At 69.0% G+C, this 15,090-nt stretch carries 12 protein-coding genes and 1 riboswitch; of the genes, 8 read left to right on the top strand and 4 right to left on the bottom strand.

The window, feature by feature from the left end; all coding sequences use genetic code 11:
- Window positions 1–40 precede the first annotated feature (40 nt).
- The 4 genes from MQP27_RS18040 to MQP27_RS18025 all read right to left on the bottom strand — a co-directional run bounded on the left by MQP27_RS18040 (window position 41) and on the right by MQP27_RS18025 (window position 5,345).
- Entirely contained in the window at window positions 41–2,119 is a 2,079-nt protein-coding gene (locus MQP27_RS18040) for a glycoside hydrolase family 3 protein (RefSeq protein WP_242766214.1), read from the bottom strand.
- An 8-nt stretch (window positions 2,120–2,127) separates the two neighbouring features.
- Entirely contained in the window at window positions 2,128–2,991 is an 864-nt protein-coding gene (locus MQP27_RS18035; RefSeq protein ID WP_242766213.1) for a carbohydrate ABC transporter permease, read from the bottom strand.
- Window positions 2,988–3,977 (bottom strand): carbohydrate ABC transporter permease, encoded by a 990-nt coding sequence (locus MQP27_RS18030; RefSeq protein ID WP_242766212.1) that lies wholly within the window; start codon window positions 3,975–3,977, stop codon window positions 2,988–2,990. Before MQP27_RS18030 ends, MQP27_RS18035 begins: the two co-directional genes overlap by 4 nt.
- 87 nt (window positions 3,978–4,064) lie before the next feature.
- On the bottom strand, window positions 4,065–5,345 hold the full coding sequence (locus MQP27_RS18025; RefSeq protein ID WP_242766211.1) for an extracellular solute-binding protein: 1,281 nt from the start codon (window positions 5,343–5,345) through the stop codon (window positions 4,065–4,067).
- 306 nt (window positions 5,346–5,651) lie between these two features.
- Here MQP27_RS18025 and MQP27_RS18020 point away from each other — a divergent pair, with 306 nt between their 5' ends.
- The 8 genes from MQP27_RS18020 (at window position 5,652) to MQP27_RS17985 (ending at window position 15,072) form a co-directional block, all read left to right on the top strand.
- Window positions 5,652–6,416 carry a GntR family transcriptional regulator gene (locus MQP27_RS18020; RefSeq protein ID WP_242766210.1) on the top strand — a complete coding sequence of 255 codons (765 nt, stop codon included), beginning with the start codon at window positions 5,652–5,654 and terminating at the stop codon, window positions 6,414–6,416.
- An 87-nt stretch (window positions 6,417–6,503) separates the two neighbouring features.
- Window positions 6,504–8,642 (top strand): carbon starvation CstA family protein, encoded by a 2,139-nt coding sequence (locus MQP27_RS18015; RefSeq protein ID WP_242766209.1) that lies wholly within the window; start codon window positions 6,504–6,506, stop codon window positions 8,640–8,642.
- Window positions 8,614–8,814: a CstA-like transporter-associated (seleno)protein gene (locus tag MQP27_RS18010; protein WP_242766208.1), complete on the top strand. Its 201-nt coding sequence runs from the start codon at window positions 8,614–8,616 to the stop codon at window positions 8,812–8,814. Before MQP27_RS18015 ends, MQP27_RS18010 begins: the two co-directional genes overlap by 29 nt.
- Window positions 8,815–8,930: 116 nt before the next feature.
- Window positions 8,931–9,182 (top strand): DUF3311 domain-containing protein, encoded by a 252-nt coding sequence (locus tag MQP27_RS18005; RefSeq protein WP_242766207.1) that lies wholly within the window; start codon window positions 8,931–8,933, stop codon window positions 9,180–9,182.
- Window positions 9,179–10,798 carry a monocarboxylate uptake permease MctP gene (gene mctP, locus MQP27_RS18000; RefSeq protein ID WP_242766206.1) on the top strand — a complete coding sequence of 540 codons (1,620 nt, stop codon included), beginning with the start codon at window positions 9,179–9,181 and terminating at the stop codon, window positions 10,796–10,798. The genes MQP27_RS18005 and mctP overlap by 4 nt, the downstream gene beginning before the upstream one ends.
- Window positions 10,799–10,905: 107 nt before the next feature.
- Window positions 10,906–11,409 (top strand): GNAT family N-acetyltransferase, encoded by a 504-nt coding sequence (locus MQP27_RS17995; RefSeq protein WP_242766205.1) that lies wholly within the window; start codon window positions 10,906–10,908, stop codon window positions 11,407–11,409.
- A 53-nt stretch (window positions 11,410–11,462) separates the two neighbouring features.
- A riboswitch (cobalamin riboswitch) is annotated at window positions 11,463–11,592 on the top strand.
- 124 nt (window positions 11,593–11,716) lie between these two features.
- Window positions 11,717–14,062 (top strand): ribonucleoside-diphosphate reductase subunit alpha, encoded by a 2,346-nt coding sequence (locus MQP27_RS17990; protein WP_242766204.1) that lies wholly within the window; start codon window positions 11,717–11,719, stop codon window positions 14,060–14,062.
- Window positions 14,062–15,072 carry a ribonucleotide-diphosphate reductase subunit beta gene (locus MQP27_RS17985; RefSeq protein WP_242766203.1) on the top strand — a complete coding sequence of 337 codons (1,011 nt, stop codon included), beginning with the start codon at window positions 14,062–14,064 and terminating at the stop codon, window positions 15,070–15,072. Before MQP27_RS17990 ends, MQP27_RS17985 begins: the two co-directional genes overlap by 1 nt.
- Window positions 15,073–15,090 lie beyond the last annotated feature (18 nt).

Below are 15,090 nucleotides of genomic sequence, written 5' to 3'. Positions count from 1 at the left end.
GGGACGGCCAGAATCACCGGGCTTCAGCCCGGTGAGCATGTCAATCCCCCGCGATGACCTCCGCCGCCGCCCTTCCGCACACCCTCGCCGCACCGTGAGTTGCGATGTGGAGGGCTCCCCGGGTGGGCGCCTGAGGCAGGCCCATTTCGATGATGATGGTGTCGGGGCGGGTGCGGAGGAGGGTGTCCAGGGCCTTGGTCATCCACGGGTGGCGGTGTTCGTCCCGGACCACGGCCACGACGCGGCGGGGGCCGGCCGCGGCCAGGGCGGCCAGGCCCGCGTCGTCGCCCGTGAAGGTGCCGGTCTCCGTGCCGGGGAGCAGGCGGGAGAGTTCCGCGGCCACGCCCCAGGGGGTCTCGTCGCCCACCGCGATGTTGGCCATGGGGGTGAAGGCGGCGACGTAGGGCGGTTCGGTGAGCGGGGTGAAGCCGTCCGGACCGGTGACCCGCAGGGCCCGCCGCGCCGCACGCAAGCCGACTTCGTCATCGCCGCGCACACCAACGCCCTTGGCCCCGCCCCCCTCAGCCACCACAGCTCCGGCCCCGGATCCGGCTGCGACTCCAGCCTCAGCTCCGGGTCCGGCTGCGACTCCAGTCCGGGCCCCGCCTCCAGTTCCAGCCCCGACTCCGGCTCCGGCCTCCGTCCCGGCTCCGACCCCAGTCCTGGCCCCGATTCCATCTCCAGCCTCAGCGCCGACTCCAGTCTCAGTCCCAGTCCCGGCTCCAGCTGCGACTCCGACTCCAGTCCCGACCCCGATCCCAGTTCCAGACGCAGCCGCAGATCCGGCCCCAGTTTCAGCTCCGGCCGCAGTCCCGGCCCCGGCTCCCAGTCCCTCTTCTGCTCCAGCTCCAGCCGCCGCCGAAGTCCCAGCCGACGGCGAAGCCCCATCCGAAGCCGAGTCCCCAACCGAAGCCGAGGGCCCAGCCGACGCCGAGGGCCCAGCCGACGCCGAGACCCCAATCGGCGCCGAAACCCCCGCCGATCCAGCCGCCCCAGCCGCTCCCGACGCCCCAGTCACGCCGGTCCTCCCAGCCCCGCCGGCCACCTCAGCCCCGCCAGCCGCCCCAACCACTCCCGACGCCCTATCCGCCCCCGCGGCCCCCGCGGCCCCCGCCACCCACCGAGCCAACCCCCGCACCCGTTCCGCCGCCTCCGCGAGGCGTTCCTCTGGGAGGGTGCCCGTGCGGACCGCTGTGGTCAGGGCGTCGCGCAGGCGGCGTACCGTCTGCTCGTCGGACAGGCCGCCGCCCACGCAGATCGCGTCCGCGCCGGCGGCGATCGCGAGGACGCTGCCGCGTTCGATGCCGTAGGTCGCGGCGATGGCCTGCATCTCCATGCCGTCGGTGACGATCAGGCCGTCGTAGCCGAGTTCACCGCGCAGGAGATCGGTGAGGATGCGGTGGGACAGGGTCGCCGGGTGGTCCGGGTCCAGGGCCGGGACCAGGATGTGCGCGGTCATGATCGCCCGGGTGCCGGCGGCGATCGCCGCGCGGAACGGGGGGAGTTCGCGGTCGGCGAGGACCTCGGCCGTGGCGTCGATGCGTGGCATCGCGTGGTGGGAGTCGACCGCCGTATCACCGTGGCCGGGGAAGTGCTTGGTGCAGGCCGCCACTCCGGCGGACTGGAGGCCGGTGACGTAGGCCGCGGTGTGGCGGGCGACCAGGTCGGGCGTGGCGCCGAAGGAGCGCACGCCGATGACCGGGTTGGCGGGGTTGGAGTTCACGTCGGCCGAGGGGGCCCAGTTGAAGTTCACGCCGCAGGCCGCCAGGCGGCGGCCGAGTTCCGCGGCGACCTCACGCGTCAGCTCGGCGTCGTCCACCGCGCCCAGCGCGTTGTTGCCGGGGAAGGACGAGCCGGTGCGCACCTCCAGGCGGGTGACGTCGCCGCCCTCCTCGTCGATGGCGACCAGGACGTCGTCCCGTTCGGCGCGCAACTGGGCGGTCAGAGCGGCCACTTGCTCGGGCGTGGCGATGTTGCGGCCGAACAGGCCGACCGAGGCGAGGCCCTCGCCGAGGCGGCGCAGCAGCCAGTCGGGGGCCGTGGTGCCGGTGAAGCCGGGCTGCAGGACCGTCAGGGCGTCGCGGGTGAGAGTGTCCGTGCCGCTGGCGAATGTCGTCATCGGTCGCGTCATCCCTTCACGGCGCCGGCGGTGAGACCCGCGGCCATCTTGCGCTGGACGAGCAGGAACAGCACGACGATCGGCACCGCCATCATCGTGGCACCGGCCATCATCGGGGCGTATTCGGTGCCGTGCTTGGTGGTGAAGTTGCCGAGCCAGACGGTCGCGGTCTGGTTCTCCTGGCTCAGCAGCATCAGGGCGTAGAGGTACTCGTTCCACGCCTGGATGAAGCCGTAGACCGAGGTGGCGACCATGCCGGGGGCCAGCAGCGGGAAGACCACGCGGATGAAGGCGCCGGTGCGGGAGCAGCCGTCGACCATCGCCGCCTCCTCCAGCTCCTTCGGGATGTTGACGATGAAGCCGCGCAGGGTCCACACCGTGAAGGGCAGGATGAAGGTCAGGTACGTGATGATCAGGCCGGAGAGCTTGTCGTACTGGCCCAGGTCGTTCAGGAGCAGGAAGACCGGGATGATCATGGCGACCAGCGGGACCATCTGGACCGCGAGGATGCCGACGATCACGATCTTGCGGCCGCGGAAGGCGAACCGGGAGATGGCGAGCGCGGCCAGCATGCCGACGACGATGCCGATCACGACCACCGTCAGCGACACGACGAGGCTGCGGCCGACCGGCCCCCAGAAGTCGGCGATGTCCAGCGCACGGCTGAAGTTGGACAGGGTGAAGCCGGTGGGCAGCACGCTCGGGTCCGGGTCGATGGCGTCCTTGGCCGGCTTGAAGGCCGTGTTGAGCATCCAGTAGACGGGGAAGCCGGCGGCCAGGAAGACCAGGAGACCGAGCAGGTTCCAGCCGAGCTTGGACTTGCGGGGCCGGGAGGCGGCAGCCACGGCCCGCCCGGTGGTGATCGCGCTCATTCGACCTCTCCGATCTTCAGCATCTGCCGCATGTAGACCGCGACCACACCCAGCAGCAGTACGACGGTGATCAGGGCGATCGCCGAGCCCTGCGCGTAGTCGTTGACGACGAAGGCGCGGTCGTAGGAGTAGGTGGTCAGGAGTTGGAACTCCTGCTCGGGATGGCCGTTGCGCATCACGAAGACCTGGGGGAAGACGCCCATGTCCCAGATGACCGACAGGGTCGTGAGCATCACGACGATCGGCTTGAGGATGGGCAGGGTGACGTACCGGAAGACGCCCCAGGCGCCCGCGCCGTCGAGGCGGGCCGCCTCCTCCAGTTCGGCCGGGACCTGGGTGAGTCCGGCGCTGAGGGTGATGACGACGAAGGGCACCGCGCCCCAGACCACCAGGAGCATGATCACGGCGAGGCCCTGGGGGCCGCTGGCGAACCAGTTGTGGCCGATCAGGTCCACGCCCGGCAGCTTGCTGAGGAGCGCGTTGAGGATGCCGTAGTCCGCGTCGAACAGCCACTTGAAGACCGTGGTGGCGACGATGATCGGCATGCCCCAGCTGGCCACGAGCGCGATGTTGACGAGGGTCTTCACCCAGCCGGAGACCCGCTGGAGCAGCAGCGCGATCAGCATGCCGGCGACCATCGTGAAGATCACGCAGCCGGCCGCGAAGACGATCGTACGGACGACGACCTGCCAGAACTCGCTGTCGCTGAGCACGTTGGTGAAGTTGTCGAAGCCCACCGACTCGGCCGGCTGGAAGCCCCACAGCTGGGACTGCCCGAACTTCTGGAACGACAGCGTGACGAGCCGGACCAGCGGATAGCCCATGACCAGGGCGAGGATCGCCAGACAGGGCGCGAGCAGCAGCCAGGGCGTGGCCGCGCCGCCCGAAGTCCGGCCTCTGCGTGGCCTGTTCGGGGCGGCCGGTGGTGGCGGCGCCTGACGCGGGGGCGGCACCTTGGCGGGTGTGGTCGTGTCTGCGGCACTCATCGCGCGCTCCTCAGCGGTCCCTCAGGTCGTACGAGGAGCAGGGCCCCGTCCTCCGCGAGGGAGGCCGTACGGGGCCCTGCTCACAGGTCACTTGGTGTTGATGACCTTGTCGATCGCGGCGTCCGCTTCCTTCGCGGCGGCCTCGACCGTCTGCTTGCCGGTGCCGATGTTCTGCAGCATCGTCTGCAGGACCTGGGCCTTCTCGACCTGACCCCAGCCGGGCGCCATCGGGACGAACCAGTTGGACTCGGCCGCGGTGGCCGGGACCGCCGTCGCGGGGTCGTCCTTCAGAGTCGCGAGGTCGGTCTTGTTGTTGGGCAGGTTGCCCTTGGCCATCAGGCCCTTCTGGCCGGAGGGGCCGGTGAAGGCGTTGATCCACTCGGCGGCGACGCCCTGCGCCTTGGACTTGACCGGGATCGCGAGGTCCGAACCGCCCAGGAAGACGGGCATGTTCTTGCCGGACGGACCCGGCATCACGAAGTTCTCGAGGTTGTCCTTGAGCTTGCCGGTCTTGTCGTTCTTCGGGTCGGCCGCGGTCGCGCCCTCCCACGCGGCGCCGAAGATCATGCCGGACTTGCCCTGGCCGTAGACGATGTAACGGTCGGACTCGTCCTTGGTCTTGTCACCGTGCATGTACTTGTCGATGACGTTCTTGAACTCGGTCAGGCCCTTGACGGACTCCGGCGAGGAGAGGTTGCCCTTCCACTGACCGCCCGACTCGGTGGCGATGGAGCCGCCGGCGTCGTAGACGAAGGACATGGCCGCGTACCAGTCACGGGTGGGCTGGTACCAGGCGGAGAACTTGTTCCCCTCCTTCTTCTGCACCTTGTCGAGGGCGGCGGTGAGCTCGGCGTACGTCTTCGGCGGGGTCTTCACGCCGACCGAGGCGAAGACGTCCTTGCGCCAGTTGGCGACGCGGCCACCGGCGTAGTACGGGACGCCGTAGGTCTTGCCCTGGTAGGTCACGGAGGCCTTGAGGCCGTCGAGCCACGCGGAGGAGTTGGTGAACTTCGAGGCGTCCACGGGGGCGAAGGCGCCCTTGACCATGTAGCCGAGCATCTCGGTGTTGCCCATCTCGACCACGTCCGGCGCCTTGTCGGTGGCGAGGACCGCGTCGAGCTTGGTGTTCTTGTCCGGCCAGCCGTAGTACTCGTGCTTGATCTTGATGCCGGGGTGGGCCTTCTGGACGGCCGCGTCGGCCGCCTTCACCAGGTTCGGCCAGTTGTTCTGGGCGTCCACGGTCAGCCAGACCGTCAGTTCCTTGGCGTCGGCGCCCCCGCCCGACGAATCCTTGTCGTTGCCCCCGCACGCCGCGATGGACACCATCATGCCCGCGATACCGATCGCGGCTATGAGCTTGCGCTTCACGCCACCCTCCTCAGGGATGCCCACACCTCCCCGCTCATGCGCCGGGACCTGAACCAATGGTGTAGACCAGTACGGGGAGCTTGGACCAGACCACGAAGCCTGTCAAGGGTCCTCGAAACGGCCCTGACCAGCCGTTATGCGACCTACATATGCAGGAACCTTTAAGTAAGAAGCCAGCGAAATCAGCACCGCCGGAGTAATCTCGTCCGCTAGACCACTTGGCCCCGTGGACTAGACCAACAGAAGCGGCGACGGTATACAGAAGGATCACGAAGTGACCCGCATCCGGAGCCGGGAAGGCAGAGCATGAGCAGCGACGTCAGCAGTGCGGACAACGAGGGCGGCGCAGGCGTCCGTACCGCGCGCGTGCCCAAGTACTACCGCCTGAAGAAGCACCTGCTCGACATGACGGAGACACAGTCGCCCGGCACCCCGGTACCGCCCGAGCGCACCCTCGCCGCCGAGTTCGACACCTCCCGCACGACCGTGCGCCAGGCGCTCCAGGAGCTGGTCGTCGAGGGCCGCCTCGAACGGATCCAGGGCAAGGGCACGTTCGTCGCCAAGCCCAAGGTGTCGCAGGCGCTGCAACTCACCTCCTACACCGAGGACATGCGGGCCCAGGGCCTCGAACCCACCTCGCAGCTCCTGGACATCGGCTACATCACCGCCGACGACCGCCTCGCCGAGCTCCTCGACATCACGGCCGGCGGCCGGGTCCTGCGCATCGAGCGCCTCCGCATGGCCAACGCCGAGCCGATGGCCATCGAGACCACGCACCTCAGCGCCAAGCGCTTCCCGGCGCTGCGCAGGTCGCTCGTCAAGTACACGTCCCTCTACACCGCCCTCGCCGAGGTGTACGACGTCCATCTCGCCGAGGCCGAGGAGACCATCGAGACCTCCCTGGCCACCCCGCGCGAGGCGGGCCTGCTCGGCACGGACGTGGGCCTGCCGATGCTGATGCTCTCCCGCCACTCGTACGACAGGACGGGCGAGCCGGTGGAGTGGGTGCGGTCGGTGTACCGGGGGGACCGCTACAAGTTCGTGGCACGACTTAAGCGCCCGCAGGACTGACCTGCCGCAGTACTGCACGCGGTGTAGCGCAACGTCGCTTCCTGCTCTACGGTCCTCCCGTCTCCGTATGGACGGGAGGACCTCGCTGTGCGTACCGCGAACGTCCGAACCATCGTCATCTGGACCCTCGTCGCACTGATCGGCGCCACCGGCTGGGCCGTGCTCGCGCTCGCCCGGGGCGAGGACGTCTCGGCCGCCTGGATGGTGGCGGCCGCCCTCGGCTCGTACGCGATCGGCTACCGCTTCTACGCGAAGTTCATCGCGAACCGGGTGCTGAAGGTCGACGGCACCCGGGCCACCCCGGCCGAACGCCTCGACAACGGCATCGACTTCCACCCCACCGACCGCCGCGTGCTGCTCGGCCACCACTTCGCGGCGATCGCCGGCGCCGGCCCGCTCGTCGGACCCGTGCTCGCCGCGCAGATGGGATACCTGCCCGGCACCATCTGGATCATCGCGGGGGTGATCTTCGCCGGGGCCGTGCAGGACATGGTCGTACTGTTCTTCTCGACCCGGCGGGACGGCAGGTCCCTGGGCCAGATGGCCCGCGAGGAGATCGGCCCCTTCGGCGGCGCGGCCGCGCTGGTCGCCGCCTTCGCCATCATGATCATCCTGCTCGGCGTGCTGGCCCTGGTCGTCGTCAACGCCCTCGCCGCCTCCCCCTGGGGCACCTTCTCCATCGCGATGACCATCCCGATCGCCCTGCTGATGGGCTTCTACCTACGGGTACTTCGCCCCGGCCGGGTCGCCGAGGTCTCCCTCATCGGCGTCGCCCTGCTGCTGCTCGCCCTCGTCGCGGGCCGCTGGGTCGCCGAGTCGTCCTGGGCGGACGCGTTCACGCTGGCGCCCTCGACGCTCGTCATCTGGCTGGTGGCGTACGGCTTCATCGCCTCGATCCTGCCGGTGTGGATGCTCCTCGCACCCCGCGACTACCTCTCCACGTTCATGAAGATCGGCACGATCGCCCTGCTGGCGCTGGGCGTCGTCATCGCGCTGCCCACGCTGAAGATGGACGCGGTCACGGACTTCGCATCGCGCGGCGACGGCCCGGTCTTCGCCGGCTCCCTCTTCCCCTTCGTGTTCATCACCATCGCCTGCGGGGCGCTGTCCGGCTTCCACTCCCTCATTTCGAGCGGTACGACGCCGAAGATGATCCAGAAGGAGACGCAGGTCCGCATGATCGGCTACGGCTCCATGCTGATGGAGTCGTCGGTCGCGATCATGGCGCTGGTCGCGGCGAGCATCATCGATCCGGGCCTGTACTTCGCGATGAACGCGCCGGCCGGCGTGATCGGCACCACCGTGGACAACGCCTCGCAGGTGGTGAGCAGTTGGGGCTACCACATCTCCCCCGCCGACCTCGCGCAGGCCGCGAAGAACGTCGAGGAGTCGACCCTGCTGTCCCGCACCGGCGGCGCGCCCACGCTCGCCGTCGGCGTCTCGGAGATCTTCTCCAAGGTCACCGGCGGGAGCCTGCGCGCCTTCTGGTACCACTTCGCGATCATGTTCGAGGCGCTGTTCATCCTGACCGCGCTGGACGCGGGCACCCGGGTGGGCCGGTTCATGCTCCAGGACACGCTGGGCAACGTCATCCGGCCGTTCAAGAACGTGAGTTGGAAGCCCGGCCTGGTCATCACCAGCGGGATCGTCTGCGCCCTGTGGGGCTACTTCCTCTGGGTCGGCGTGCACGAGCCGCTCGGCGGGATCAACCAGCTCTTCCCGATCTTCGGCATCTCCAACCAGCTCCTCGCCGCCGTCGCCCTGGCCGTCTGCACGACCCTGCTGGTGAAGTCCGGACGCCTCAAGTGGGCCTGGATCACGGCGGTTCCGCTCGCCTGGGACGCCACGGTCACCCTGACCGCCAGCTACCAGAAGGTGTTCTCCAGCGACCCCAAGGTCGGCTTCTTCAAACAGCGTTCGGTCTTCCAGGACGCGATCGACGCCGGGAAGGTGCTGCCGCCGGCCAAGAACATGGACGACATGCACACCGTGGTCACCAACTCCACGGTGGACGGCATACTTTCGGCCGTTCTCGCGGTCCTGATCATCGTCGTCATCGCGGACGCGCTGCGCGTCTGCGTCCGCCATGTCCGCCGCCCGGCCCTGTCCACGCTCAGCGAGTCGCCGTACGTCGAGTCCCGGATCACCGCGCCGGCGGGCCTGATCCCGACGCGGGAGGAGAAGGAGGAGGCACGCCATGCGGTCGGCGCTGGTACGAGTGGCTAGGAGTGTGCGCTGGTACGTGCGCGAGCTGACCGATGAGTCGGCGTACGAGCGGTACGTGGCGCACGTACGAAAGGATCATCCACAGGCCGAGGTTCCGTCCCGGCGGGAGTTCGAGCGGATGCGGACCGACCGTCAGGAGGAGGATCCGCGGCAGGGCTTCCGCTGTTGTTGACCGCCTTCACAGAATCGACATACCGATATACGGACGAGGTCTTCCGCTGACGCGACACCGTGACCTAGATTGCCTGCGCGTTACACAGGTGATCAGTGAGGGGACGGAGCCGCGGTATGTCTGAAGTGCCTGAAGCGAGACCACCGTTGGTGACCCCGGTCCGGGTGGTCATCGCCGTCTGCCTGATCGCGCCCTTCGTGGCGATGCTCTGGGTCGGCTCCTACGCCAAGACCGATCCGGCGTTCATCGGGATCCCGTTCTTCTACTGGTACCAGATGCTGTGGGTGCTGATCTCCACGGCGCTCACGATGACCGCGTACAAGCTGTGGCAGCGCGACCAGCGTGGCCGCCGAGGGGGTGCCGAGTGAAGGACGGCGTGAACGGCGTCGCGCTCGGCGTCTTCATCTTCTTCTTCCTGGCCGTCACGGTCATGGGCTTCCTGGCGGCGCGCTGGCGCAAGGCCGAGAGCGAGGCCTCGCTCGACGAATGGGGCCTGGGCGGACGGTCGTTCGGCACCTGGATCACCTGGTTCCTGCTCGGCGGCGACCTGTACACGGCGTACACCTTCGTCGCCGTGCCGGCGGCGATCTACGCGGCGGGCGCGGCCGGCTTCTTCGCGGTGCCGTACACGATCCTGGTGTACCCGCTGATCTTCACCTTCCTGCCCCGGCTGTGGTCGGTCTCGCACCGCCACGGGTACGTCACCACCTCCGACTTCGTGCGCGGACGCTTCGGCTCCAAGGGCCTGTCGCTGGCGGTGGCGGTCACCGGCATCCTGGCGACGATGCCGTACATCGCGCTCCAACTGGTCGGCATCCAGGCCGTGCTGGACGTGATGGGCATCGGCGGCGGCACGGACTCCAACTGGTTCGTGAAGGACCTGCCGCTGCTGATCGCCTTCGGCGTGCTGGCCGCGTACACCTACTCGTCGGGCCTGCGGGCTCCCGCCCTCATCGCGTTCGTGAAGGACGCGCTGATCTACATCGTCATCGCGGTGGCGATCATCTACATCCCGATCAAGCTGGGCGGCTTCGACGACATCTTCAGCGCGGCGAACGACAAGTTCACGAAGGCGGGCGCGGGCGCCATCGTCTCGCCCCCTGCGGCCCAGTGGACGTATGCCACGCTGGCGTTGGGCTCCGCGCTCGCGCTGTTCATGTACCCGCACTCGATCACCGCGACGCTCTCCTCGAAGAGCCGTGAGGTGATCCGCCGCAACACCACGATCCTGCCGCTGTACTCGCTGATGCTGGGGCTGCTCGCGCTGCTGGGCTTCATGGCGATCAAGAGCGGGGTCGACGTCACCAATCCCCAACTCGCCATCCCCCAGCTCTTCGAGGACATGTTCCCGAGCTGGTTCGCGGGCGTGGCGTTCGCGGCGATCGGCATCGGCGCGCTGGTGCCGGCGGCCATCATGTCGATCGCGGCCGCGAACCTCTTCACCCGCAACATCTACAAGGACTTCATCAAGCCGGACGCGACGCCGGAGCAGGAGACCAAAGTCTCCAAGCTGGTCTCGCTGCTGGTGAAGGTCGGCGCACTGGTCTTCGTCCTGACGATGGACAAGACGGTGGCGATCAACTTCCAGCTCCTGGGCGGCATCTGGATCCTGCAGACCTTCCCGGCGCTGGTCGGCGGCCTGTTCACGCGCTGGTTCCACCGCTGGGCGCTGCTGGCGGGCTGGGCGACGGGCATGATCTACGGCACGATCGCCGCGTACGACGTGGCCTCCCCGACCAACCCCGGCCAGAAGCACTTCGGCGGCTCCAACGCGGAGATCCCCGGCATCGGCGAGATCGGCTACATCGGCCTGACGGCGTTCGTCCTGAACGTCCTGGTCACGGTGGTCCTGACCTTCGTACTGAAGGCACTGAAGGCCCCGGAGGGCGTCGACGAGACCAACCCACGGGACTACACGGCGGACGCGGGCGACCCGGGCGTGGAGGTGGAACTCCCGCCGGCTACTGCGGGGGCCTCGCACTAGGCGCCCCAAAGGGGCGCGGGGAACTGCGCGACCAGCCACGACGAACCCGCAGCGGGCCGCCGAAAATCAACCACAACGGCGGCCCGCTTTCGTGCACACTCACCGCCATGGACATCCTGATCCGCCCGGCGGACCCCACCGAATACGCCCCCCTCGGCGAGATCACCGCCCAGGCCTACCTCCAGGACGGCCTCCTCGCCTTCGGGGACGAGGACGACTGGTACCTCGGCGAACTCAAGGACGTCGCCAAGCGCGCCGCCCACGCCGAGGTCCTGGTCGCCACCTCCCGCACGGAACTGCTCGGCGGTGTCACCTTCGTCCCCGCCCCCGGCCCCATGGCCGAGCTCGCCCGCCCGGGCGAGGCCGAGATCCGCATGCTCGCGATCGCCCACGCGGCCCGCGGCCGTGGCGCCGGCGAGGCACTCGTCCGCGCCTGCGTCGACCGCGCGAGAGCCGCGCGGTGCACCGGAGTCGTCCTGTCGACCCAGCACACGATGCACGCCGCCCACCGCATCTACGAACGCACCGGCTTCGTCCGCGCCCCCGGCCGCGACTGGAACCCGATCCCCGGCGACGACTTCACTCTCCTCACCTACGAGTTGACGCTCTGAGACGACACGCGACACAACATATGGGGTTGCTGTTCTCCCCCGGCACAAGATGTATGCTCATGCTCGCTGTCGCCGCAGGGGAATCCGGTGCGAATCCGGAACTGTCCCGCAACGGTGTACTTGTGCATGCCCTGGGCGTGTACGGGAGTCAGTCCGAGGACCTGCCGACAGTGCGCCCGGCCGCCGTGGCCCGGGTGCCATGACGTCCGGGCCTCGTGGAATGGGCCGGTGGACGCGACGCCGTGCGCGCTCGTGAGCTGCCCCCTGCCCTCCGCAAGGCCCCGTGCCCAGCGAGGGAGAGCCCCACGTGACCATCGCGCCAGCCGACCCGGCCTCAGCGATCACCCCTGTGGAAGTGGACGGTCCCGGAACCGCGTTGCTGCGGACCCTGACCGAGCTGACCGCCGACCTCCCCGACGCCGACCCCGGCCGGGTCGCCGCCGCCGCACTGCGCGGCCGGTCGGCGCGGGCCGACGAGTCGGAGCTGCGTGAGCTGGCCACCGAGGCCGCCGCGGGCCTGATCTCCGAGGACCCGGCGTACAGCAGGCTGGCGGCCAGGCTCCTCACCATCTCCATCGCGGCCGAGGCCGCGTCCCAGGGCGTCACCACCTTCACCGGGTCGGTGGCCGTCGGCCATCGCGAGGGCCTCATCGCCGACCGCACGGCGGAGTTCGTGCGGGTCCACGCCGACCGCCTCGACGCGCTGATCGACCCTCAGGGCGACGACCGCTTCGGCTACTTCGGCCTGCGCACCCTGCACAGCCGCTACCTGCTCCGGCACCCGATCACCCGCAAGGTCATCGAGACGCCCCAGCACTTCATGCTCCGGGTGGCGAGCGGCCTCGCCGAGGACGACACGATCCGCGCCGTGGACGAAGTCGCCGCGCTCTACGGCCTGATGAGCCGCCTCGACTACCTCCCCTCCTCCCCCACCCTCTTCAACTCCGGCACCCGGCACCCCCAGATGTCGTCCTGCTACCTCCTCGACTCCCCGGTCGACGAGCTGGACTCCATCTACGACCGCTACCACCAGGTCGCCCGCCTCTCCAAGCACGCCGGCGGCATCGGCATCGCCTACTCCCGCGTCCGCAGCCGCGGTTCGCTGATCCGCGGCACCAACGGGCACTCCAACGGCATCGTCCCGTTCCTCAAGACGCTCGACGCGAGCGTCGCCGCCGTGAACCAGGGCGGCCGGCGCAAGGGTGCCGCCGCGGTCTACCTGGAGACCTGGCACTCCGACATCGAGGAGTTCCTGGAGCTGCGCGACAACACCGGCGAGGACGCCCGCCGTACGCACAACCTGAACCTCGCGCACTGGATCCCGGACGAGTTCATGCGCCGGGTCAACGCCGACGAGCAGTGGAGCCTCTTCTCCCCCGCCGACGTGCCCGAGCTGGTGGACCTGTGGGGCGAGGAGTTCGACGCGGCCTACCGCGCGGCCGAGGAGAAGGGCCTCGCCCGCAGGACCATCCCGGCCCGTGACCTGTACGGCCGGATGATGCGCACCCTCGCGCAGACCGGCAACGGCTGGATGACCTTCAAGGACGCCGCCAACCGCACGGCGAACCAGACGGCCGAGCCGGGCCATGTCGTGCACTCCTCCAACCTCTGCACGGAGATCCTGGAGGTCACCGACGACGGGGAGACCGCGGTCTGCAACCTGGGCTCGGTCAACCTCGGCGCGTTCGTCGCCGACGGGGACATCGACTGGGAGCGCCTGGACGAGACGGTCCGTACGGCCGTCACCTTCCTCGACCGCGTGGTCGACATCAACTTCTACCCGACCGAGCAGGCGGGCCGGTCCAACGCCAAGTGGCGTCCCGTCGGCCTCGGCGCGATGGGGTTCCAGGACGTCTTCTTCAAGCTGCGGCTGCCCTTCGACTCGCCGGAGGCCAAGGCCCTCTCCACGCGGATCGCCGAGCGGATCATGCTCGCCGCGTACGAGGCCTCCGCCGACCTGGCCGAGCGCAACGGCCCGCTGCCGGCCTGGGAGAAGACCCGTACCGCCCGCGGAGTCCTGCACCCCGACCACTACGGCGTACAGCCGAACTGGCCCGAGCGCTGGGCGGCGCTGCGCGAGCGGATCGCTGCGGTCGGCATGCGCAACAGCCTCCTCCTCGCGATCGCGCCCACCGCCACCATCGCCTCGATCGCCGGCGTCTACGAGTGCATCGAGCCGCAGGTCTCCAACCTCTTCAAGCGCGAGACCCTGTCCGGCGAGTTCCTCCAGGTCAACTCGTACCTGGTCAACGACCTCAAGGAGCTCGGTGTCTGGGACGCCCGCACCCGCGAGGCGCTGCGCGAGGCCAACGGCTCGGTGCAGGACTTCGCGTGGATCCCGGCCGAGGTGAAGGCGCTGTACCGCACGGCGTGGGAGATCCCGCAGCGCGGCCTGATCGACATGGCCGCGGCCCGCACCCCGTACCTCGACCAGTCCCAGTCCCTGAACCTGTTCCTGGAGACACCGACCATCGGCAAGCTCTCGTCGATGTACGCGTACGCCTGGAAGCAGGGCCTGAAGACCACGTACTACCTGCGCTCGCGCCCGGCGACCCGCATCGCCCGCGCCGCACAGGCGACCGTCCCGGTACAGACCGTGGACGCCGTCGCCTGCTCCCTGGAAAACCCCGAGTCCTGCGAGGCCTGCCAGTAATGCCCAGCAATCAGAACCTGCTCGACCCCGGCTTCGAGCTGACGCTGCGCCCCATGCGCTACCCCGACTTCTACGAGCGCTACCGGGACGCCATCAAGAACACCTGGACCGTGGAGGAGGTCGACCTCCACTCGGACGTGTCCGACCTCGCGAAGCTCACCCCCGCCGAACAGCACCTGATCGGCCGCCTGGTGGCCTTCTTCGCGACGGGCGACTCGATCGTCGCGAACAACCTGGTGCTGACGCTCTACAAGCACATCAACTCCCCCGAGGCGCGGCTCTACCTGAGCCGCCAGCTGTTCGAGGAGGCCGTGCACGTCCAGTTCTACCTGACGCTGCTCGACACCTACCTCCCCGACCCGGAGGACCGCGCCGCCGCGTTCGCCGCGGTGGAGAACATCCCCTCCATCCGTGAGAAGGCGCAGTTCTGCTTCAAGTGGATGGACTCGGTGGAGAAGCTGGACCGCCTTGAGTCCAAGGCCGACCGCCGCCGCTTCCTGCTGAACCTGATCTGCTTCGCCGCATGCATCGAGGGCCTCTTCTTCTACGGCGCCTTCGCCTATGTCTACTGGTTCCGCAGCCGGGGCCTGCTGCACGGTCTCGCGACCGGCACCAACTGGGTGTTCCGCGACGAGACCATGCACATGTCCTTCGCGTTCGACGTGGTCGACACCGTCCGCAAGGAGGAGCCGGAGCTCTTCGACGACGAGCTGCGGCAGCAGGTCACCGACATGCTGCGGGAGGCCGTCGAGGCCGAGCTGCAGTTCGGGCGCGACCTGTGCGGCGACGGCCTGCCGGGCATGAACACCGAGTCGATGCGCCAGTACCTGGAGTGCGTGGCCGACCAGCGCCTGACCCGCCTCGGCTTCGCCCCGGTGTACGGCTCGGAGAACCCCTTCTCCTTCATGGAGCTGCAGGGCGTCCAGGAGCTGACCAACTTCTTCGAGCGCCGCCCGTCCGCGTACCAGGTGGCCGTGGAGGGCACGGTCGACCTCGACGAGGACTTCTAGGTCTCGGCCCTGGGACGG

The organism is Streptomyces cylindrosporus (assembly GCF_022698165.1).
GTDB lineage: Bacteria > Actinomycetota > Actinomycetes > Streptomycetales > Streptomycetaceae > Streptomyces > Streptomyces cylindrosporus.
This window is presented reverse-complemented; position numbering and strand designations above follow the sequence as displayed.